The 17,879-nt window shown below is 56.8% G+C and carries 14 protein-coding genes; 7 read left to right on the forward strand and 7 right to left on the reverse strand.

Annotated features, from left to right (window positions below; translation table 11 throughout):
• Window positions 1–5: 5 nt before the first annotated feature.
• Complete coding sequence (rsmG, locus tag HX812_RS16780; RefSeq protein ID WP_033900490.1) at window positions 6–650, reverse strand: 16S rRNA (guanine(527)-N(7))-methyltransferase RsmG; 645 nt, start codon at window positions 648–650, stop codon at window positions 6–8.
• Window positions 647–2,539 carry a tRNA uridine-5-carboxymethylaminomethyl(34) synthesis enzyme MnmG gene (mnmG, locus tag HX812_RS16785; protein WP_038845540.1) on the reverse strand — a complete coding sequence of 631 codons (1,893 nt, stop codon included), beginning with the start codon at window positions 2,537–2,539 and terminating at the stop codon, window positions 647–649. The genes rsmG and mnmG overlap by 4 nt, the downstream gene beginning before the upstream one ends.
• Window positions 2,540–3,103: 564 nt before the next feature.
• On the opposite strand from mnmG, the gene HX812_RS16790 reads away from it, so the two are divergent.
• The 3 genes from HX812_RS16790 to HX812_RS16800 all read left to right on the forward strand — a co-directional run bounded on the left by HX812_RS16790 (window position 3,104) and on the right by HX812_RS16800 (window position 7,075).
• Window positions 3,104–3,610, forward strand: a complete 507-nt coding sequence (locus tag HX812_RS16790; protein WP_038845386.1) for a sigma-70 family RNA polymerase sigma factor — start codon at window positions 3,104–3,106, stop codon at window positions 3,608–3,610.
• Window positions 3,610–4,545 carry a FecR domain-containing protein gene (locus tag HX812_RS16795; RefSeq protein ID WP_038845384.1) on the forward strand — a complete coding sequence of 312 codons (936 nt, stop codon included), beginning with the start codon at window positions 3,610–3,612 and terminating at the stop codon, window positions 4,543–4,545. The genes HX812_RS16790 and HX812_RS16795 overlap by 1 nt, the downstream gene beginning before the upstream one ends.
• A gap of 136 nt (window positions 4,546–4,681) precedes the next feature.
• Window positions 4,682–7,075: a TonB-dependent siderophore receptor gene (locus HX812_RS16800; protein ID WP_371318399.1), complete on the forward strand. Its 2,394-nt coding sequence runs from the start codon at window positions 4,682–4,684 to the stop codon at window positions 7,073–7,075.
• A gap of 19 nt (window positions 7,076–7,094) precedes the next feature.
• Here HX812_RS16800 and mnmE read toward each other — a convergent pair whose 3' ends face one another.
• The 5 genes from mnmE to rpmH all read right to left on the reverse strand — a co-directional run bounded on the left by mnmE (window position 7,095) and on the right by rpmH (window position 11,023).
• Window positions 7,095–8,465 (reverse strand): tRNA uridine-5-carboxymethylaminomethyl(34) synthesis GTPase MnmE, encoded by a 1,371-nt coding sequence (gene mnmE / locus HX812_RS16805; protein ID WP_038845381.1) that lies wholly within the window; start codon window positions 8,463–8,465, stop codon window positions 7,095–7,097.
• Between the two features lie 79 nt (window positions 8,466–8,544).
• Entirely contained in the window at window positions 8,545–10,227 is a 1,683-nt protein-coding gene (yidC, locus tag HX812_RS16810; RefSeq protein ID WP_038845378.1) for a membrane protein insertase YidC, read from the reverse strand.
• Window positions 10,228–10,229: 2 nt separating this feature from the next.
• Window positions 10,230–10,475: a membrane protein insertion efficiency factor YidD gene (gene yidD / locus HX812_RS16815; RefSeq protein ID WP_003213574.1), complete on the reverse strand. Its 246-nt coding sequence runs from the start codon at window positions 10,473–10,475 to the stop codon at window positions 10,230–10,232.
• Window positions 10,468–10,872, reverse strand: a complete 405-nt coding sequence (rnpA, locus tag HX812_RS16820; RefSeq protein WP_016978720.1) for a ribonuclease P protein component — start codon at window positions 10,870–10,872, stop codon at window positions 10,468–10,470. The genes yidD and rnpA overlap by 8 nt, the downstream gene beginning before the upstream one ends.
• A gap of 16 nt (window positions 10,873–10,888) precedes the next feature.
• Window positions 10,889–11,023 (reverse strand): 50S ribosomal protein L34, encoded by a 135-nt coding sequence (gene rpmH, locus HX812_RS16825; RefSeq protein ID WP_003213577.1) that lies wholly within the window; start codon window positions 11,021–11,023, stop codon window positions 10,889–10,891.
• Window positions 11,024–11,607: 584 nt separating this feature from the next.
• Between rpmH and dnaA the strand changes: the two genes are divergently transcribed.
• Genes dnaA through gyrB form a run of 4 tightly spaced genes read left to right on the forward strand, consistent with a single transcriptional unit; the run spans window position 11,608 to window position 17,813 of the window.
• The gene (gene dnaA, locus HX812_RS16830; protein WP_038845370.1) at window positions 11,608–13,125 is read left to right on the forward strand and encodes a chromosomal replication initiator protein DnaA; all 1,518 of its coding nucleotides are present in this window, start codon (window positions 11,608–11,610) and stop codon (window positions 13,123–13,125) included.
• Between the two features lie 38 nt (window positions 13,126–13,163).
• On the forward strand, window positions 13,164–14,267 hold the full coding sequence (dnaN, locus tag HX812_RS16835; RefSeq protein ID WP_016970682.1) for a DNA polymerase III subunit beta: 1,104 nt from the start codon (window positions 13,164–13,166) through the stop codon (window positions 14,265–14,267).
• 20 nt (window positions 14,268–14,287) lie between these two features.
• A complete protein-coding gene (gene recF / locus HX812_RS16840; RefSeq protein ID WP_038845367.1) occupies window positions 14,288–15,391 on the forward strand; it encodes a DNA replication/repair protein RecF in 1,104 nt (367 codons plus the stop codon).
• A 4-nt stretch (window positions 15,392–15,395) separates the two neighbouring features.
• Window positions 15,396–17,813, forward strand: coding sequence for a DNA topoisomerase (ATP-hydrolyzing) subunit B (gyrB, locus tag HX812_RS16845; RefSeq protein ID WP_017528682.1), 2,418 nt, complete (start codon window positions 15,396–15,398; stop codon window positions 17,811–17,813).
• Window positions 17,814–17,879 lie beyond the last annotated feature (66 nt).

Genomic DNA, 17,879 nt, shown 5'->3' on the forward strand with positions numbered 1-17,879 from the left:
CCCAATCATGCCGTGCGGCGCAGTATCAGCAGATGGCGTTGGCCTTGGCAACCGGGTACGGCCAAGGCGTGTTCGCTATCGAGGTGGAAGTCTGCCGGCAATGCTAACAGCTCATCGCTTGGATGGACGCCCTTCATTGCCAGCCAGCGCGTATCGCGGTCGCCGAGGTGGCGGGTCCAGTTGCTGAAGTTCTCCATGCTGCTGAAGGCCCTGGAAACAATTCCGTTGAAAGGCTGTTCAGGCGTGAAGGCTTCGACGCGACTGTGGATAACGTGCAGGTTATCCAACTTGAGTTCGAGTTTGACCTGGGTCAGGAAGCGGGTTTTCTTGCCATTGCTGTCCAGGCAGGTCACTTGGGATTCGGGAAACAGGATGGCCAACGGAATGCCAGGCATACCGCCGCCACTGCCCACGTCCAACCAGCGGCCGTTTTCGATGAAGGGCATCACGCTCAAGCTGTCGAGCAAGTGACGGGACACCATTTCGTCGGGATCACGCACCGCGGTCAGGTTGTAAGCCTTGTTCCATTTGATCAACAACGCCAAATACCCCAACAGCAACTCATGCTGGGTTTCGGTCAGGTCGACGCCCAACTGACGTGCACCTGTGGATAACTCTTCTGCGTGTTGCGAGGTGACCAACGAACTCAAGCGCTTTGCTCCAACTGACGGCCCGCGCCGCGTTTTTTCAAATGAATCATCAACAGCGAAATGGCTGCCGGAGTGACGCCGGGGATACGTGAAGCCTGGCCCAATGTCTCGGGACGAGTTATCCACAGCTTGCTTTGGATTTCTTTCGACAGCCCGGAAATCCCGGTGTAGTCGATATCCGCAGGCAGCTTGGTGTCTTCACTGGCGCGCAGGCGAGCGATCTCGTCCTGTTGACGGTCAATGTATCCGGCGTATTTGGTCTTGATTTCAACCTGCTCGGCGACCTGTGGATCTTCTGCGCCCTGGCCGGTCACTTCGACCAGACCAGCGTAGTCGATTTCCGGACGCGACAGCAGGTTGAGCAAGTTGTATTCGTGGGTCAGCGGCGTGCCGAATTTTTCAGCGATCGCGTCGCCTTGTTCGGTGCCAGGACGAACCCAGGTGCTTTTCAGACGCTGTTCTTCCAACGCAATGCTTTCGCGTTTTTTGCAGAAGGCTTCCCAACGCACATCATCGACCAGGCCGAGTTCGCGACCCTTTTCGGTCAGGCGCAGGTCGGCGTTGTCTTCGCGCAGGATCAAACGGTATTCCGCCCGGGAAGTGAACATCCGGTACGGTTCCTGGGTGCCCAGGGTAATCAGGTCATCGACCAGTACGCCGATATACGCTTCGTCGCGACGCGGGCACCAGCTGTCTTTGCCTTGTGCACGCAGTGCGGCGTTGGTTCCGGCCAGCAAACCTTGGGCACCGGCTTCTTCGTAACCGGTGGTGCCGTTGATTTGGCCGGCGAAGAACAGACCGCCAATCACTTTGGTTTCCAGGCTGTACTTCAGGTCGCGCGGGTCGAAGTAGTCGTATTCGATGGCGTAGCCCGGACGCACGATGTGTGCGTTTTCCATGCCACGGATCGATTGCACGATCTGGATTTGCACGTCGAACGGCAGGGAAGTGGAAATCCCGTTCGGGTACAGCTCATGGGTGGTCAAGCCTTCGGGCTCGATGAAGACCTGGTGGCTTTCCTTGTCGGCAAAGCGGTGGATCTTGTCTTCGATCGATGGGCAATAACGCGGGCCGATCCCTTCGATCACCCCGGAGTACATCGGCGAACGGTCGAGGTTCGCGGCAATGATTTCGTGGGTGCGGGCATTGGTGTGGGTGATCCAGCAGCTCACCTGTTTCGGGTGCTGTTCTTTGGAGCCCATGAACGACATGACCGGAATCGGCGTGTCGCCGGCCTGTTCGGTCATCACCGAGAAATCCACAGAACGCCCGTCGATACGCGGCGGGGTCCCGGTTTTCAGGCGGCCAACACGCAGCGGCAATTCACGCAGGCGTTTTGCCAGGGCAATCGACGGCGGATCGCCGGCGCGACCACCGGAATAGTTCTGCATACCGATGTGGATAAGTCCGCCAAGGAAAGTCCCGGTGGTCAACACCACGGATTCTGCGAAGAAACGCAGGCCCATTTGCGTGACAACACCGCGTACCTGGTCTTGTTCGACGATCAGGTCATCTGCGGCTTGTTGAAATATCCACAGGTTCGGTTGGTTTTCCAGGGTTTCGCGCACGGCCGCCTTGTACAGGATACGGTCGGCTTGAGCCCGGGTAGCCCGTACGGCTGGGCCTTTGCGGCTGTTGAGCACGCGAAATTGAATACCACCCTTATCGGTAGCCATGGCCATCACGCCGCCAAGGGCATCGATTTCCTTGACCAGATGGCTTTTGCCGATCCCACCAATAGCGGGGTTGCAACTCATTGCACCGAGGGTCTCCACGTTGTGCGTGAGCAACAGGGTTTTTACGCCCATGCGTGCTGACGCCAGTGCTGCCTCGGTACCGGCATGACCGCCGCCGATGACGATCACTTCAAAACGGGAAGGGAAATCCACCACGCACCTCGTGCCTGCTTATGTAGGTAATCAGGAATTGTCTGTTGAAAGGGTTTTGGAGCAATGGCTGCAAGTATAGGGACTTAGCCCTTCCTAAAGAACCCTTTGCACAAAATTTAACCAGCTGTGGATGAATCACAGACAATAGAAATTAAAAGAGAGAAATTTATTAAATCTTTGTTTTTATGTTTATTTCTATGCAGCTACCTTTCTGTGGATAGATCTCTACAGGCCTTTAATTACGTTGTGTACAGAGATTCAAAAGTCTGTGGTCATGTACCAATGAGGGGCTTGGATAAGTGCTTTAAGCCTGTGGATTAAACAGGTGCTTATCCACAGGTGGGTTTTTACTCAGGTTTCAGGCCCTGTTATCAACTGGGCACAGAGGCGGTTATTCACAGGGCTTAATCCACAGAAATCGGTCACTTGGTGTGTATTTCGCCTACGGCCAAGCCCGCAGAATCGTCCGACTCGGCGATGAGCACTGCAAAAAGAGAGCTATTGTGAGAAAACGGCAGCGCAGTTAATAATAGCGATTATCATTAACCCGCCTTGTCATGCCCTATGTCCCCTCCTTCGCACACGTCCGCAGTCCAGCACATTTATGAGCAACACCATTCCTGGTTGCATGGGTGGCTCAAAGGTAAGTTGCATAACGCCTGCGATGCGGCCGACGTAGCTCACGATACGTTTGTGCGCATCTTGGGCGGACGTCATGCGGCGCAGATCCTTGAACCACGGGACTATTTGGCGACTATCGCGCGGGGCCTGGTGATTGATCGCTACCGTCGGCACGCCATTGAGCAGGCTTACAAGCAAACCTTGGCCGAACGGCCTGAAGCCACAGCTATCAGTGAAGAAGATAAAGCCATCATCATCGAAACCCTGGTGGCAGTGGATAAAGCCTTGTGCGGACTCGGCGAGCGAGCGCGGCGGATCTTCTTGCTGTCGCAGATTGAGGGACTGACTTATCAACAGATCGCCGACCAATTGCAGGTGTCACTGACTACAGTGAAGAAGCACATGATCCGAGCGTTGACCGAGTGTTCGCTGATCATGGCCAGCCTGTAATGGCGACGCCTGATCGCAAGACCTTCGAAGCCGCCGCCAGTTGGTATGTGCAGTTTCAATCCCAGCCACCTACGGCTGCGGAACGCTTGGCCTGGCAACAGTGGCTCAACGGCGATCCCTCCCATCAGGTCGCGTGGAACCAGATGGAACAGTTGCAGCGCAGCCTTGGCGCCCTGCCCCAAGACCTCACCCTGCGCGCCTTGTCGGCTACTCAACAACGTCGCCAGGTATTGAAGTGGGTGCTCGTATTGGGCAGTACGGGTTATCTGGGTTGGAATGTTCAGCAATACAGCAATGTAGGCGCCGACTACCGCACATCTGTAGGCGAACGCCGGCGTATCGAGTTGGCCGACGGCACGCGGATCCACCTCAATACCCGCACGGCGATTGACGTGGTCTTCGACGGGCGCCGGCGTTTGATCCGACTTCGCGAAGGTGAAGTACTTATCCACACGGGTAAGTCGGACGGGCAGCCCCCCTTTTATGTCGACACCCGCCAAGGCCGGATCCAGGCACTGGGGACCCGGTTTACCGTACGCCAATTGCCAGACACCACGCGTGTCGGGGTGCTGGAGGACCGGGTAAGGGTGTCGCCCGGTGATCAGCCCGATCATCTGCGATTGCTCAGTGCAGGTGAATGCGTCGACTTTGATCGTCAGAACGTAGGACCGAACCACGACTATCGAAGGTCCCAGGCTGCCTGGGTCGACGGCCAGTTGATCGTGTTGGATGCTCGACTGGGGGAGGTGATCGACGAACTTTCACGCTATAGACCGGGTGTCCTGCAATGTGATCAGGCCTGCGCTCGACTGCGTGTTTCCGGGACGTTCCGTCTGGACGCTACCGACGCGGTACTGGCCAACCTGCAAGCCACCTTGCCGATTCAGGTGAGGTATTTAACGCGATATTGGGTTTCGGTGAAGCGAAGCAGTTGACCGAAGAAATTATCCACAAGGGGGTTATCTTTTTTTTGCCTGGATCGGCCCTACAGGTAATCACGATGCAACCTTCAGGGCTAACCCACTTATGCGCCTCCCCATCCAGTTCCGCCAGCGACTTTCCCTCCATGGCATGACCTGCAACCTGCTGCTCAGCACGGCTGCCGTCGCCGGTGTCTTGCTATCCACAGGCGTCATGGCCGCCAGCGCGGTGCAACACTACGCCATTGGCGCCGGTCCTCTCGACAATGCCTTAAGCCAATTTGCGGCCAGGGCGAACGTGATCCTGTCTTTTTCGCCCCAGCAGACCGCGCGCTTGAATACGTCGGGGCTGGAGGGTAACTATTCGGTGGACCAAGGTTTTGCATTGTTGCTGCAAAACTCAGGGTTACAGGCGGTCGTTCAGGCCCCCGGCAGCTATGTCTTACAGGCTGTTCCGGCTGGCGAACTCACACTTGCGCCGACCACTGTCAGTACTTATCAACAGGCTGGTTTCAATCAAGAGATTGCTGGGGACGTGGGCTACAAGGCACAAAACAGCCGGATCGGCACCAAGACCAGCACACCTCTGTCGGAAACGCCCCGTTCGGTGTCGATCGTCACCGGCCAGCGCATCAAGGACCAGAAATCCCAGAGCCTGACTGAGGTCCTTGGCTACGTGCCAGGTATCTTCGCGCCGCCCTTCGCCGCCGGCGATGGTCTGGCGGGTGACCTGTTCTTCATTCGCGGTTTCAACGCAACGGATTACGGCTACGGCCTGCTGCGTGATGGCCTACGCGTTCAAGGTAATAGGTACGACACGACCAGCGAGCCTTATGGCCTGGAGCGGGTTGAAATCTTCCGGGGTCCTTCCTCCCTGCTCTACGGCGAAAATGCTCCTGGGGGCTTGGTGAACCTGGTCAGTAAACACCCCACGGCCACGCCACAGGGCGAGGTGCAGTTGGGCTATGGCTCGAACAACCGACGCCAAGTGGGTGTGGATATCTCGGGTCCGCTCAACGACAGCGACACTATTCTTGGTCGGGTAGTGATGCTCGGTCGCAAGTCCGACACACAGACCGATCATGTCCCGGACGATCGCCTCTACATCGCGCCATCCCTGACCCTGAACTTCGACGATTACAACAGCCTTACCTTGTTGGCCAATTACCAGAAGGATCACACCAACCTGGAACTCGGCCTGCCAGCCGCTGGCACCTTGCTTACAAACCCCAATGGCAAGTTGTCCAAACACACCATGCTCGGAGATCCGGACTGGAATACGTTCGAGCGCGAAGCCTGGAGCACCGGCTATGAATTTAGCCACAGTTTTAACGACGATTGGCAATTCCGGCAGAACTCACGCTACATGCAGTCGCGCATCAACCGTCATGAAACCTGGCCCGGTGCGCTGAACAACCGCGGCTTCGGCACTCAACTGAACATGACCGCCTACGATCGCTACAACAAGTCGATGGTTTATTCCCTGGATAACCAGCTGGAAGGAAAATTCCAGGTCGGTGGGCTGGAAAGCACCGTGCTGTTCGGCGCCAGCTATGACCGCACCTCATTCAATCAGGATTGGGACGCCGGGTTTGCCGGCACCATCAATGTGTATAACCCGGTGTACCTGCGGGATCCGTTGACCCCGGTGGCGGTGCAGAACACATTGCTCGAACAGCAGATGAAAGGCGTTTATGCACAGGTCCAGAGCAAATATGACCACTGGTTGTTTTTGCTCGGCGGTCGTCAGGATTGGGTCGACAGTGATTTCCGTGACAAGGTGAACAAAGCCAGCAATACGGGATCGCAAGACCGTAAGTTCACCTACCAGGGCGGGGTGATGTACCAGTTCGACAACGGCCTGACACCGTATGTGAGCTATTCCACTGCGTTTGTCCCTGTGCAGCAGATCTCCAACGCCGGATCACCGCTGAAGCCAATCACCAGCAGCCAGTACGAACTGGGCGTGAAGTACGAGCCGATCGGCTGGGATACGGCGATGACCGTGTCGGTGTATGACTTGCGCAAGCAAGACGATACCTACCTCGACGCCACCACCAATAGTTACCGCCAGGTGGGCGAAAGCCGGGCCAAAGGTGCGGAAGTCGAGGTGAACAGCAATCTCACGCCCAACCTGAATGTGACGGCAGCCTATACCTACACTGATGCGCGGATTACCAAGGATTCAGCAACATCGCTGGTCGAGGGGCGTCAGATGACGGGGGTTCCGCGCAACCAGGCGTCGGTGTGGGGCAAGTACCGTTTCCTCGATGGCCAACTCAAAGGTTTGTCCCTGGGCGGCGGTGTGCGTTACTTCGACAGTACCTTTTCCTACACCGCACCCACGCTCTACGGGAAGTTGGACGCCGGCAGCGTCACCTTGGTGGATGCAGCCATTGGCTATCAGATCGACAAACACTGGTCCGTGGACGTGAACGCCAAGAACCTGTTCGACAAGGAATATGTTTCTGGATGCAACGATGCGGGCCGCTGCTATTGGGGTGACAGCCGTACCTTGCTCGGTACGGTGTCTTACAACTGGTAAGGCGCTGTGGATAACTCGGTTATTTACCGATACAGAAGCTGGAAAAAATCCGTCCCAGCAAATCATCGGAGCTGAATGCACCGGTGATCTCACCCAACAGTTGCTGTGCCTGACGTAAATCCTCAGCCAGCAGCTCCCCTGCGCCTGCCAAGGTCAACTGCGCCCGGCCGTGTTCTAACGCTGCGCTCGCATGGCGCAACGCCTCCAGATGCCTGCGGCGTGCGCTGAAGCTGCTTTCCGAGGTCTGCTCGTAGCCCATGCAGGCCTTGAGGTGCTCGCGTAGCAGCTCCAGGCCATCCCCTGCCGCTTTCGCGCTCAGGCTGATGGTGACATGGCCATCCGCGCTGGTTTCCATGGCAATGGCTTCACCGGTCAGGTCGGCCTTGTTACGGATCAAGGTGACTTTGGCCGGGTCTGGCCGTTGCTCAAGGAATTCCGGCCACAGTGCAAAAGGATCCACAGCCTCAGGCGCGGTGGCATCCACCACCAACAGCACCCGATCCGCTTCACTGATGGCTTTGAGCGCTCGCTCTACGCCAATCTTTTCCACCTGGTCATCGGTATCGCGCAAGCCAGCGGTGTCGACCACGTGCAGGGGCATGCCGTCGATGTGGATATGTTCACGCAAGATATCCCGCGTCGTGCCAGCAATCTCGGTGACGATCGCCGCTTCACGCCCAGCCAGCGCGTTGAGCAGGCTGGATTTGCCGGCATTGGGCCGACCGGCAATCACCACGGTCATGCCATCGCGCAACAAAGCGCCCTGCCCGGCTTCACGCAGTACTGTGGATAACTCATCGCGGACTTTATCCAGCATCGTCAAGACAAGGCCATCGGCGAGAAAGTCGATTTCTTCCTCCGGGAAATCAATCGCCGCCTCTACGTAGATACGCAGGCTGATCAACTGCTCGGTCAAGTTATGCACACGCGTGGAAAACGCGCCCTGCAGGGAGCGCAGTGCATTGCGTGCCGCCTGTGCAGAACTGGCTTCGATCAAGTCAGCGATGGCTTCGGCCTGGGCCAGGTCGAGTTTGTCGTTCAGGAAGGCGCGTTCACTGAACTCTCCTGGGCGAGCCAAGCGGCAGCCCAATTGCAGGCAGCGCTGCAACAACATATCCAGCACAACCGGGCCGCCATGCCCCTGCAATTCCAGGACATCTTCGCCGGTGAATGAGTTTGGTCCCGGGAAGTAAATCGCCAGCCCCTCATCCAACACACTTTTGTCGGCATCGAGGAATGCCCCGTAATGGGCATATCGCGGCTTCAACTCGCGGCCGCTGATAGCCTCGGCCGCCTTACCGGCGAGCGGTCCGGAGATACGAACGATACCGACACCGCCGCGACCTTGAGCGGTAGCGACAGCAGCGATGGTTTCACGAGGAGCGCTCATCAGCAGGTTCCAGAACTAAAGTGACGGAAAGCAAAACGCCCCACTAGGGGGCGTCTTGAGTGGTTATCCACAGAGTAAATTACGCAGAGGCTTTTGCGGTAGCCGCTTCGATTTTACGTGTGATGTACCACTGTTGAGAGATCGACAACACGTTGTTGACCACCCAGTACAGCACCAGGCCCGCTGGGAACCACAGGAAGAAGAAGGTGAAGATGATTGGCATCATTTTCATCACCTTGGCCTGCATCGGATCCGGCGGAGTCGGGTTCAAACGCTGCTGGATGAACATGGTCGCGCCCATGATGATCGGCAGGATGAAGAACGGGTCTTTGATCGACAGGTCAGTTATCCACAGCATGAACGGTGCCTGGCGCATTTCCACGCTTTCCAGGAGTACCCAGTACAGCGACAGGAATACCGGCATCTGTACCAGAATCGGCAAGCAACCACCCAGCGGGTTGATCTTCTCTTTCTTGTACAGCTCCATCATGGCCTGCGACATTTTCTGCCGGTCATCGCCATGTTGTTCTTTCAGCGCTGCCAGTTTCGGGGCCACGGCGCGCATGCGTGCCATCGACTTGTAGCTGGCTGCCGACAGTGGGAAGAAGATCCCCTTGATCAGCATGGTCAGGAAGATGATCGAGAAGCCCCAGTTACCCACAATGCTGTGGATATGTTGCAGCAACCAGAAAATCGGCTGGGCGATGAACCACAGGAAGCCGTAATCCACAGTCAGTTCCAGACCTGGGGACAACTCTTTCAGCACAGCCTGGCTTTTCGGACCAGCGTACAGGGTGGCGCTGGTTTCAGCCTTGGCACCTGGTGCGACGGTCAACGCCGGGCCAGTGAAGCCAATGATGTAGTTACCTTGGCTGTCCTTGCGGGTTTGAACCAGGTTCGCGTCACCCTTGCTCGGGATCCAGGCGGTCACAAAGTAGTGTTGCAGCCACGCAACCCAGCCACCTTGGACGGTTTCTTTCAGCGAGCCCTTGTCGATATCTTTCATCGACACTTTTTTGTACGGTTCGCTACTTGTCCACAGGGCAGCGCCCAGGTAAGTCGCGGTGCCGGTAGCAGTGCTGGAAGAAGGATCGGAACTGGCGTCACGCTTGAGTTGGGCAAACAGGTTGCCGCTCCATGGTTTGTCGCTTTCGTTGTCGATCAGGTAAGTGACCTTCAAGTCGTACAGACCACGGGTAAAGCTGAAACGCTTGATGTAGTTGACGCCGTCGAGGCTGAATTTCAGGTCAACGTTCAACTGGTTCTGGCCATCAGCCAGTTGATAAGTCTTCTGTTCGGTCGAATAAACCGGACGACCGGTAGCACGCGCATCCGGACCGTTGGTGCCGGTCAGGCCACTTTGCGCCAGATAAGTACGTTCACCACCGTTATCGAACAGTTGGAACGGAACATCCGGATGGTCTTGGCGACGTGGATACAGCGGCAGTTTCAACTGCGCGATATCACCACCTTGTGGATCGATAGCCAGGTCGAGCACATCCGTTTTGACGTGGATGAGGTCTTTATTGGTGACCACTGGCGTTTCTAAAGGGGCGCTTGTCTCGCCATTCGCGCTGGGAACATCGGCACTCGCGGACGCATTGTTACCCAGCGGGGTGTCCGGAATAGCCGGCGCAGCCTGATTGGTAGCAACATTCTGAGTCGGCAGGGCAGCCTGGCCGTAGTCCTGGTTCCAGTTAAGAACCATGACGTAGGACACGATTGCCAGGGCGACGATCAGGATCGTGCGTTTAATATCCATGATTACTCGGCCATCGAAGAAGAACGGGAGGTAGGGATAGGCGGAACCGGGTCATAACCACCGGGATTCCACGGATGACAGCGACCTAAACGACGAAAGGTCAGCCAGCCACCGCGCAGAAGACCATGATTTTCTATGGCCTCTAACGCGTAGCAGGAACAACTGGGGTAGAAACGACAGTGGTTGGCCATCAGAGGACTAATGGCATAGCGATAAAACTGGATCGGAACGAGGGCCAGTTTACGCATCGGTACTGTCTACCCCTACAGTTTCGGTGTTGGCTACTGGAGCTGGTTTGTTGGTACGCGCCAGACGTTTCCAGAGCTTGCCGAAATGCTGAATCAATTCGGGGTTTTCTACATCACCCAAGCCTTTGCGCGCGACGATAACAATATCCCAACCAACCAGAGTGTCCTGGTGGAGGCGAAACGATTCGCGCATCAGACGCTTGAGGCGATTGCGCTCAACGGAGAGCTTTACGCTCTTCTTGCCGATCACCAACCCGAGACGGGGGTGATCAAGATCGTTGTTACGCGCAAGGAGCAGGAGATTTTTCCCCGGAACCTTGCCGGTGGGGGAGTCAAAGACTGCCTTGAAATGCCGGGGGGTTAGCAGACGCTTTTCCCGACTGAAGTCCTGACTCACCACCAGTACCGGATTATCAAACTGCCAGACGCGCACGACCTTTGGCGCGGCGACGCGACAGGACAGCACGGCCGTTCTTGGTGGCCATGCGAGCACGGAAGCCGTGGGTACGGGCGCGTTTGATGGTGCTTGGTTGGAAAGTACGTTTCATGGCGTTGTTACCTGGTTCGTCCACAACGGGCCGGAATGGCCCCCGTTTTAAGAGACCGGCGATTCTAGAGAAAGCAAGCCTCTAGGTCAATTTCCAACCAGCTTTTCCTTTAATTAGATATCTACCGCCCATCTGCCTTTTCTGTCCGCTCGGCTTTCTCAGGTCAGCGCATAGATATAAAAATAAAGAAGGAAGTTATTTAAAGCTTTTCTGTAAAGCTTATAAAAGCTAGGCAGCCAATCATCTGTGGATAACTGCCTTTAGGCCATATTCCACGTGATGTACAGAGAATGACAACACGGGGGAGAAACGGTGTTCTGCCTGTGCTGCGCTGTCGGATAAGCTGTGGGTGGAATGGGTTGTTATCCACAGGCCAGTTACCCACAGACTTTCGACCCCACTTGTGCAACGAGCTCAGGGGCGTTTATCCACAGAGCTTATGCACAGACCATTGGTCGCCTTTTTTACCGTTAAGACGTTGATTTTGGCTGGCCTGTGATCAACCTACATGTGGATAAGTGGGCGGCTCGCCGCTACAATGGCGGCTGTTTTTGCCTCACCGGCTTTCAACTTAGGGGATATCCGTGTCAGTGGAACTTTGGCAGCAGTGCGTGGAGCTTTTGCGCGAAGAGCTGCCTGCCCAGCAATTCAACACCTGGATCCGTCCGCTACAGGTCGAAGCCGAAGGCGACGAGTTGCGTGTCTACGCGCCCAATCGTTTTGTTCTCGACTGGGTCAACGAGAAGTACCTGAGCCGCGTTCTCGAATTGCTCGATGAACATGGCAACGGCCTCGCGCCTGTTCTCTCCTTATTAATAGGCAGCAAACGTAGCTCGGCGCCTCGCGCTGCGCCGAATGCGCCATTGGCCGCGGCTGCGTCGCAAGCCCAGGCGGCAGCAGCACCTGCTGTCAGCGCGCCGACGCCTGCACCTGCGCCCTCCAAATCCTCTGCGCAAAAAAATGCAGCAGAGAATGAAGAGCCGTCCCGCGACAGCTTTGACCCGATGGCAGGCGCTGCCTCCCAACAGGCCCCGATCCGCGCCGAACAGCGCACCGTGCAGGTCGAAGGCGCGCTCAAGCACACCAGCTACCTGAACCGCACCTTCACCTTCGAGAACTTCGTCGAAGGTAAATCCAACCAACTGGCTCGCGCAGCGGCCTGGCAGGTTGCTGACAACCCCAAGCACGGTTACAACCCGCTCTTCCTTTATGGCGGTGTTGGCTTGGGTAAGACCCACTTGATGCACGCTGTGGGTAACCACCTATTAAAGAAGAACCCGAATGCCAAGGTCGTGTACCTGCACTCGGAGCGCTTCGTGGCTGACATGGTCAAGGCCTTGCAGCTCAATGCCATCAACGAGTTCAAGCGGTTCTACCGCTCGGTTGATGCGTTGCTGATCGATGACATTCAATTCTTTGCCCGCAAAGAGCGTTCCCAGGAAGAGTTCTTCCACACCTTTAACGCCCTGCTCGAAGGTGGCCAACAAGTCATCTTGACCAGTGACCGTTACCCGAAAGAAATCGAAGGCCTGGAAGAACGTCTGAAATCTCGCTTCGGCTGGGGCCTGACCGTTGCGGTAGAGCCGCCGGAGCTGGAAACCCGCGTTGCGATCCTGATGAAAAAGGCCGACCAGGCCAAAGTCGACCTGCCCCACGATGCGGCGTTCTTCATCGCTCAACGCATCCGCTCCAACGTGCGAGAGTTGGAAGGCGCGCTCAAGCGGGTCATCGCGCACTCTCACTTTATGGGCCGCGACATCACCATCGAGTTGATTCGTGAATCCTTGAAGGACTTGTTGGCACTGCAGGACAAACTGGTGAGTGTGGATAACATCCAGCGCACCGTTGCCGAGTACTACAAGATCAAGATTTCCGACCTGCTGTCCAAGCGCCGGTCGCGCTCGGTGGCACGTCCCCGTCAGGTGGCCATGGCGCTCTCCAAGGAGCTGACCAACCACAGCCTGCCGGAAATCGGTGATGTGTTTGGCGGACGCGACCACACCACGGTCTTGCATGCGTGCCGCAAGATCAATGAACTTAAGGAATCCGACGCGGATATTCGCGAGGACTATAAGAACCTGCTGCGTACACTGACCACTTGATGACACCAGCGCAGCTTATTAAGGCAAGGGACTAGACCATGCATTTCACCATTCAACGCGAAGCCCTGTTGAAACCCCTGCAACTGGTCGCAGGCGTCGTCGAGCGCCGACAGACCTTGCCGGTGCTTTCCAACGTATTGCTGGTAGTCGAAGGCCAGCAATTGTCCTTGACCGGTACTGACCTGGAAGTCGAGCTGGTCGGTCGTGTGCAGCTGGAAGAGCCCGCCGAACCCGGCGAGATCACCGTCCCGGCGCGCAAGCTGATGGACATCTGCAAAAGCCTGCCGAACGACGCGCTGATCGACATCAAGGTTGATGACGCGAAGTTGGTGGTCAAGGCCGGTCGCAGCCGCTTTACCTTGTCCACTTTGCCGGCCAATGATTTCCCGACAGTGGAAGAAGGCCCTGGCTCGCTGACTTGCAGTCTGGAGCAGAGCAAACTGCGTCGTTTGATCGAGCGCACCAGCTTCGCCATGGCTCAGCAGGACGTGCGTTACTACCTCAACGGCATGCTGCTGGAGGTGTCGGAAGGCATCATCCGCGCCGTGGCTACCGACGGCCACCGTCTGGCCATGTGCTCGATGCGCGCCGATATCGGTCAGCCGGACCGTCACCAGGTGATCGTACCGCGCAAAGGTATCCTTGAATTGGCGCGTCTGCTCACCGAGCCGGAAGGCAACGTCAGCATCGTGTTGGGTCAACACCATATACGTGCGACCACCGGCGAGTTCACCTTCACCTCCAAGCTGGTTGACGGCAAGTTCCCGGATTACGAGCGCGTGCTGCCTAAAGGTGGCGACAAGCTGGTATTGGGTGATCGTCAGGCGTTGCGTGAAGCGTTCAGCCGTACCGCGATTCTGTCCAACGAGAAGTACCGTGGCATTCGTCTGCAACTGGCCAATGGTCAGCTGAAAATCCAGGCGAACAACCCGGAGCAGGAAGAAGCGGAAGAAGAAGTGGGCGTCGACTACAACGGCGGCTCCCTGGAAATCGGCTTCAACGTGAGCTACCTGTTGGATGTACTGGGTGTGATGACCACCGAACAGGTTCGCCTGATTCTGTCGGACTCCAACAGCAGCGCCCTGGTACAGGAATCCGATAACGACGACTCGGCGTATGTTGTCATGCCGATGCGCCTGTAATCATGCTCAGCAGAAGCTAGATGTCCCTCAGTCGCGTCTCGGTCACCGCGGTGCGCAATCTGCACCCGGTGACCTTCTCCCCCTCTCCCCGCATCAATATCCTCCACGGCGCCAACGGCAGTGGCAAAACCAGCGTGCTGGAAGCCATTCATCTGCTGGGGCTCGCTCGTTCCTTTCGCAGCGCTCGCTTGTTACCGGTGATTCAGTACGAGCAATTGGCGTGCACCGTGTTTGGCCAGGTCGAACTCGCTGAAGGTGGGCACAGCAGCCTGGGGATATCCCGTGATCGCGGCGGAGAGTTCCAGATTCGCATTGACGGGCAAAACGCGCGCAGTGCTGCGCAGTTGGCAGAGATCCTGCCGCTGCAATTGATCAACCCCGACAGTTTCCGTCTGTTGGAAGGTGCACCAAAAATCCGCAGGCAGTTCCTCGATTGGGGAGTGTTCCACGTGGAACCGCGTTTCATGGCCACTTGGCAGCGCCTGCAGAAGGCCCTGCGGCAGCGGAACTCATGGCTGCGGCATGGTACACTTGACGCCGCTTCGCAAGCGGCCTGGGACCGGGAACTGTGCCTGGCCAGCGACGAAATTGATGAATACCGCCGTGCCTATATCAAAGCCTTGAAACCAGTCTTTGAGCAGACCTTGAGTGAGTTGTTGGATCTCGAGGGGCTGACGCTGAGTTATTACCGTGGTTGGGATAAAGAACGTGAGCTGAGTGTAGTGCTCGCGACATCCTTGCAGCGGGATCAGCAAATTGGCCATACCCAGGCCGGACCCCAACGGGCTGATTTGCGTCTTAGATTAGGCGCTCATAATGCCGCGGACATCTTGTCCCGTGGTCAGCAGAAGTTGGTGGTGTGTGCGCTGCGTATCGCCCAGGGCCACCTGGTTAGCCAGGCCCGACGCGGACAATGTATTTATCTGGTGGATGACTTGCCGTCGGAACTCGACGAGCAACACCGCCGCGCGCTATGCCGCTTGTTGGAAGAATTACGCTGCCAGGTGTTTATCACCTGTGTAGACCACGAATTATTGAGGGAGGGCTGGCAGACGGAAACGCCAGTCGCTTTGTTCCACGTGGAACAAGGCCGTATCACCCAGACCCACGACCATCGGGAGTGAAGGCATGAGCGAAGAAAACACGTACGACTCGACCAGCATTAAAGTGCTGAAAGGTTTGGATGCCGTACGCAAACGTCCCGGTATGTACATTGGCGACACTGATGACGGTAGCGGTCTGCACCACATGGTGTTCGAGGTGGTCGACAACTCCATCGACGAAGCTCTGGCCGGTCACTGCGACGACATCAGCATCATCATCCACCCGGATGAGTCCATCACCGTGCGCGACAACGGTCGCGGCATTCCGGTAGACGTACACAAAGAAGAAGGCGTTTCGGCGGCAGAGGTCATCATGACCGTGCTCCACGCCGGCGGTAAGTTCGATGACAACTCCTACAAAGTCTCCGGTGGTTTGCACGGTGTAGGCGTGTCTGTGGTGAACGCACTTTCCGAAGAGCTGATCCTGACAGTTCGCCGCAGCGGCAAGATTTGGGAGCAGACCTACGTCCACGGTGTTCCACAAGAACCGATGAAAATCGTCGGTGACAGCGAAACCACCGGTACGCAGATCCACTTCAAGCCATCGGCTGAAACCTTCAAGAATATCCACTTCAGCTGGGACATCCTGGCCAAGCGGATTCGCGAACTGTCCTTCCTCAACTCCGGTGTCGGTATCGTCCTCAAGGACGAGCGCAGCGGCAAGGAAGAGCTGTTCAAGTACGAAGGCGGCCTGCGTGCGTTCGTTGAATACCTGAACACCAACAAGACTGCGGTCAACCAGGTGTTCCACTTCAACATCCAGCGTGAAGACGGCATCGGCGTGGAAATCGCCCTGCAGTGGAACGACAGCTTCAACGAGAATCTGTTGTGCTTCACCAACAACATTCCTCAGCGCGACGGCGGTACTCACTTGGTGGGTTTCCGTTCCGCACTGACGCGTAACCTGAACACCTACATCGAGGCCGAAGGCTTGGCCAAGAAGCACAAAGTTGCCACCACCGGTGACGATGCGCGTGAAGGCCTGACCGCAATTATCTCGGTAAAAGTACCGGATCCTAAGTTCAGCTCCCAGACCAAAGACAAGCTGGTGTCTTCCGAAGTGAAGACCGCCGTGGAACAGGAGATGGGCAAGTACTTCTCCGACTTCCTGCTGGAGAACCCGAACGAAGCCAAGCTGGTCGTCGGCAAGATGATCGACGCCGCCCGTGCCCGTGAAGCCGCGCGTAAAGCCCGTGAGATGACGCGCCGTAAAGGCGCGCTGGATATCGCCGGCTTGCCAGGCAAACTGGCTGACTGCCAGGAGAAGGACCCTGCCCTCTCCGAACTGTATCTGGTGGAAGGTGACTCTGCTGGCGGTTCCGCCAAGCAGGGTCGTAACCGTCGCACCCAGGCCATCCTGCCGTTGAAGGGTAAGATCCTCAACGTCGAGAAGGCCCGCTTCGACAAGATGATTTCCTCCCAGGAAGTCGGCACCTTGATCACGGCGTTGGGCTGCGGTATTGGCCGCGACGAGTACAACATCGACAAGCTGCGCTACCACAACATCATCATCATGACCGATGCTGACGTCGACGGTTCGCACATTCGTACTCTGCTGCTGACCTTCTTCTTCCGTCAGTTGCCGGAGCTGATCGAGCGTGGCTACATCTACATCGCTCAGCCGCCGTTGTACAAAGTGAAAAAGGGCAAGCAAGAGCAATACATCAAAGACGACGACGCCATGGAAGAGTACATGACGCAGTCGGCCCTTGAAGATGCCAGCTTGCACTTGAACGACGAAGCACCGGGCATTTCCGGTGAGTCGTTGGAGCGTCTGGTAAACGACTTCCGCATGGTGATGAAGACCCTCAAGCGTCTGTCGCGCCTGTACCCTCAGGAACTGACCGAGCACTTCATCTACCTGCCGGCCGTCAGCCTGGAACAGTTGGGTGATCATGCAGCGATGCAGGATTGGCTGGCTCAGTACGAAGTGCGCCTGCGTACCGTCGAGAAGTCTGGCTTGGTGTACAAAGCCAGCCTGCGTGAAGACCGTGAACGTAACGTGTGGCTGCCAGAGGTCGAACTGATCTCCCACGGCCTGTCGAACTACGTCACCTTCAACCGCGACTTCTTCGGCAGCAATGACTACAAGACCGTGGTTACCTTGGGCGCTCAATTGAGCACCCTGTTGGACGACGGCGCTTATATTCAGCGTGGCGAACGCAAGAAGCAGGTCAAGGAATTCAAGGAAGCCCTCGACTGGCTGATGGCGGAAAGCACCAAGCGCCACACCATCCAGCGATACAAAGGTCTGGGTGAAATGAACCCGGATCAGCTGTGGGAAACCACCATGGACCCAGCCCAGCGTCGGATGCTGCGCGTGACCATCGAAGACGCCATTGGCGCGGACCAGATCTTCAACACCCTGATGGGTGATGCGGTTGAGCCTCGTCGTGACTTCATCGAAAGCAATGCCCTGGCGGTTTCCAACCTGGACTTCTGATCCCGGTAAGCCTGCCAAACTAAAAAGGCCAACGCTTAGCGTTGGCCTTTTTTATTTCAGCATGAC

Source organism: Pseudomonas sp. IPO3749 (assembly GCF_013386605.1).
GTDB lineage: Bacteria > Pseudomonadota > Gammaproteobacteria > Pseudomonadales > Pseudomonadaceae > Aquipseudomonas > Aquipseudomonas azotoformans_A.

Bases quoted from the DNA above. Each gene is read 5' to 3' on its own strand.
- HX812_RS16790 (WP_038845386.1), top strand. From the start codon at position 3,104: ATGTCCCCTCCTTCGCACACGTCCGCAGTCCAGCACATTTATGAGCAA.
- HX812_RS16795 (WP_038845384.1), top strand. From the start codon at position 3,610: ATGGCGACGCCTGATCGCAAGACCTTCGAAGCCGCCGCCAGTTGGTAT.
- HX812_RS16800 (WP_371318399.1), top strand. From the start codon at position 4,682: ATGACCTGCAACCTGCTGCTCAGCACGGCTGCCGTCGCCGGTGTCTTG.
- mnmE (WP_038845381.1), bottom strand. From the start codon at position 8,465: ATGAGCGCTCCTCGTGAAACCATCGCTGCTGTCGCTACCGCTCAAGGT.
- yidC (WP_038845378.1), bottom strand. From the start codon at position 10,227: ATGGATATTAAACGCACGATCCTGATCGTCGCCCTGGCAATCGTGTCC.
- yidD (WP_003213574.1), bottom strand. From the start codon at position 10,475: ATGCGTAAACTGGCCCTCGTTCCGATCCAGTTTTATCGCTATGCCATT.
- rpmH (WP_003213577.1), bottom strand. From the start codon at position 11,023: ATGAAACGTACTTTCCAACCAAGCACCATCAAACGCGCCCGTACCCAC.
- dnaN (WP_016970682.1), top strand. From the start codon at position 13,164: ATGCATTTCACCATTCAACGCGAAGCCCTGTTGAAACCCCTGCAACTG.
- recF (WP_038845367.1), top strand. From the start codon at position 14,288: ATGTCCCTCAGTCGCGTCTCGGTCACCGCGGTGCGCAATCTGCACCCG.
- gyrB (WP_017528682.1), top strand. From the start codon at position 15,396: ATGAGCGAAGAAAACACGTACGACTCGACCAGCATTAAAGTGCTGAAA.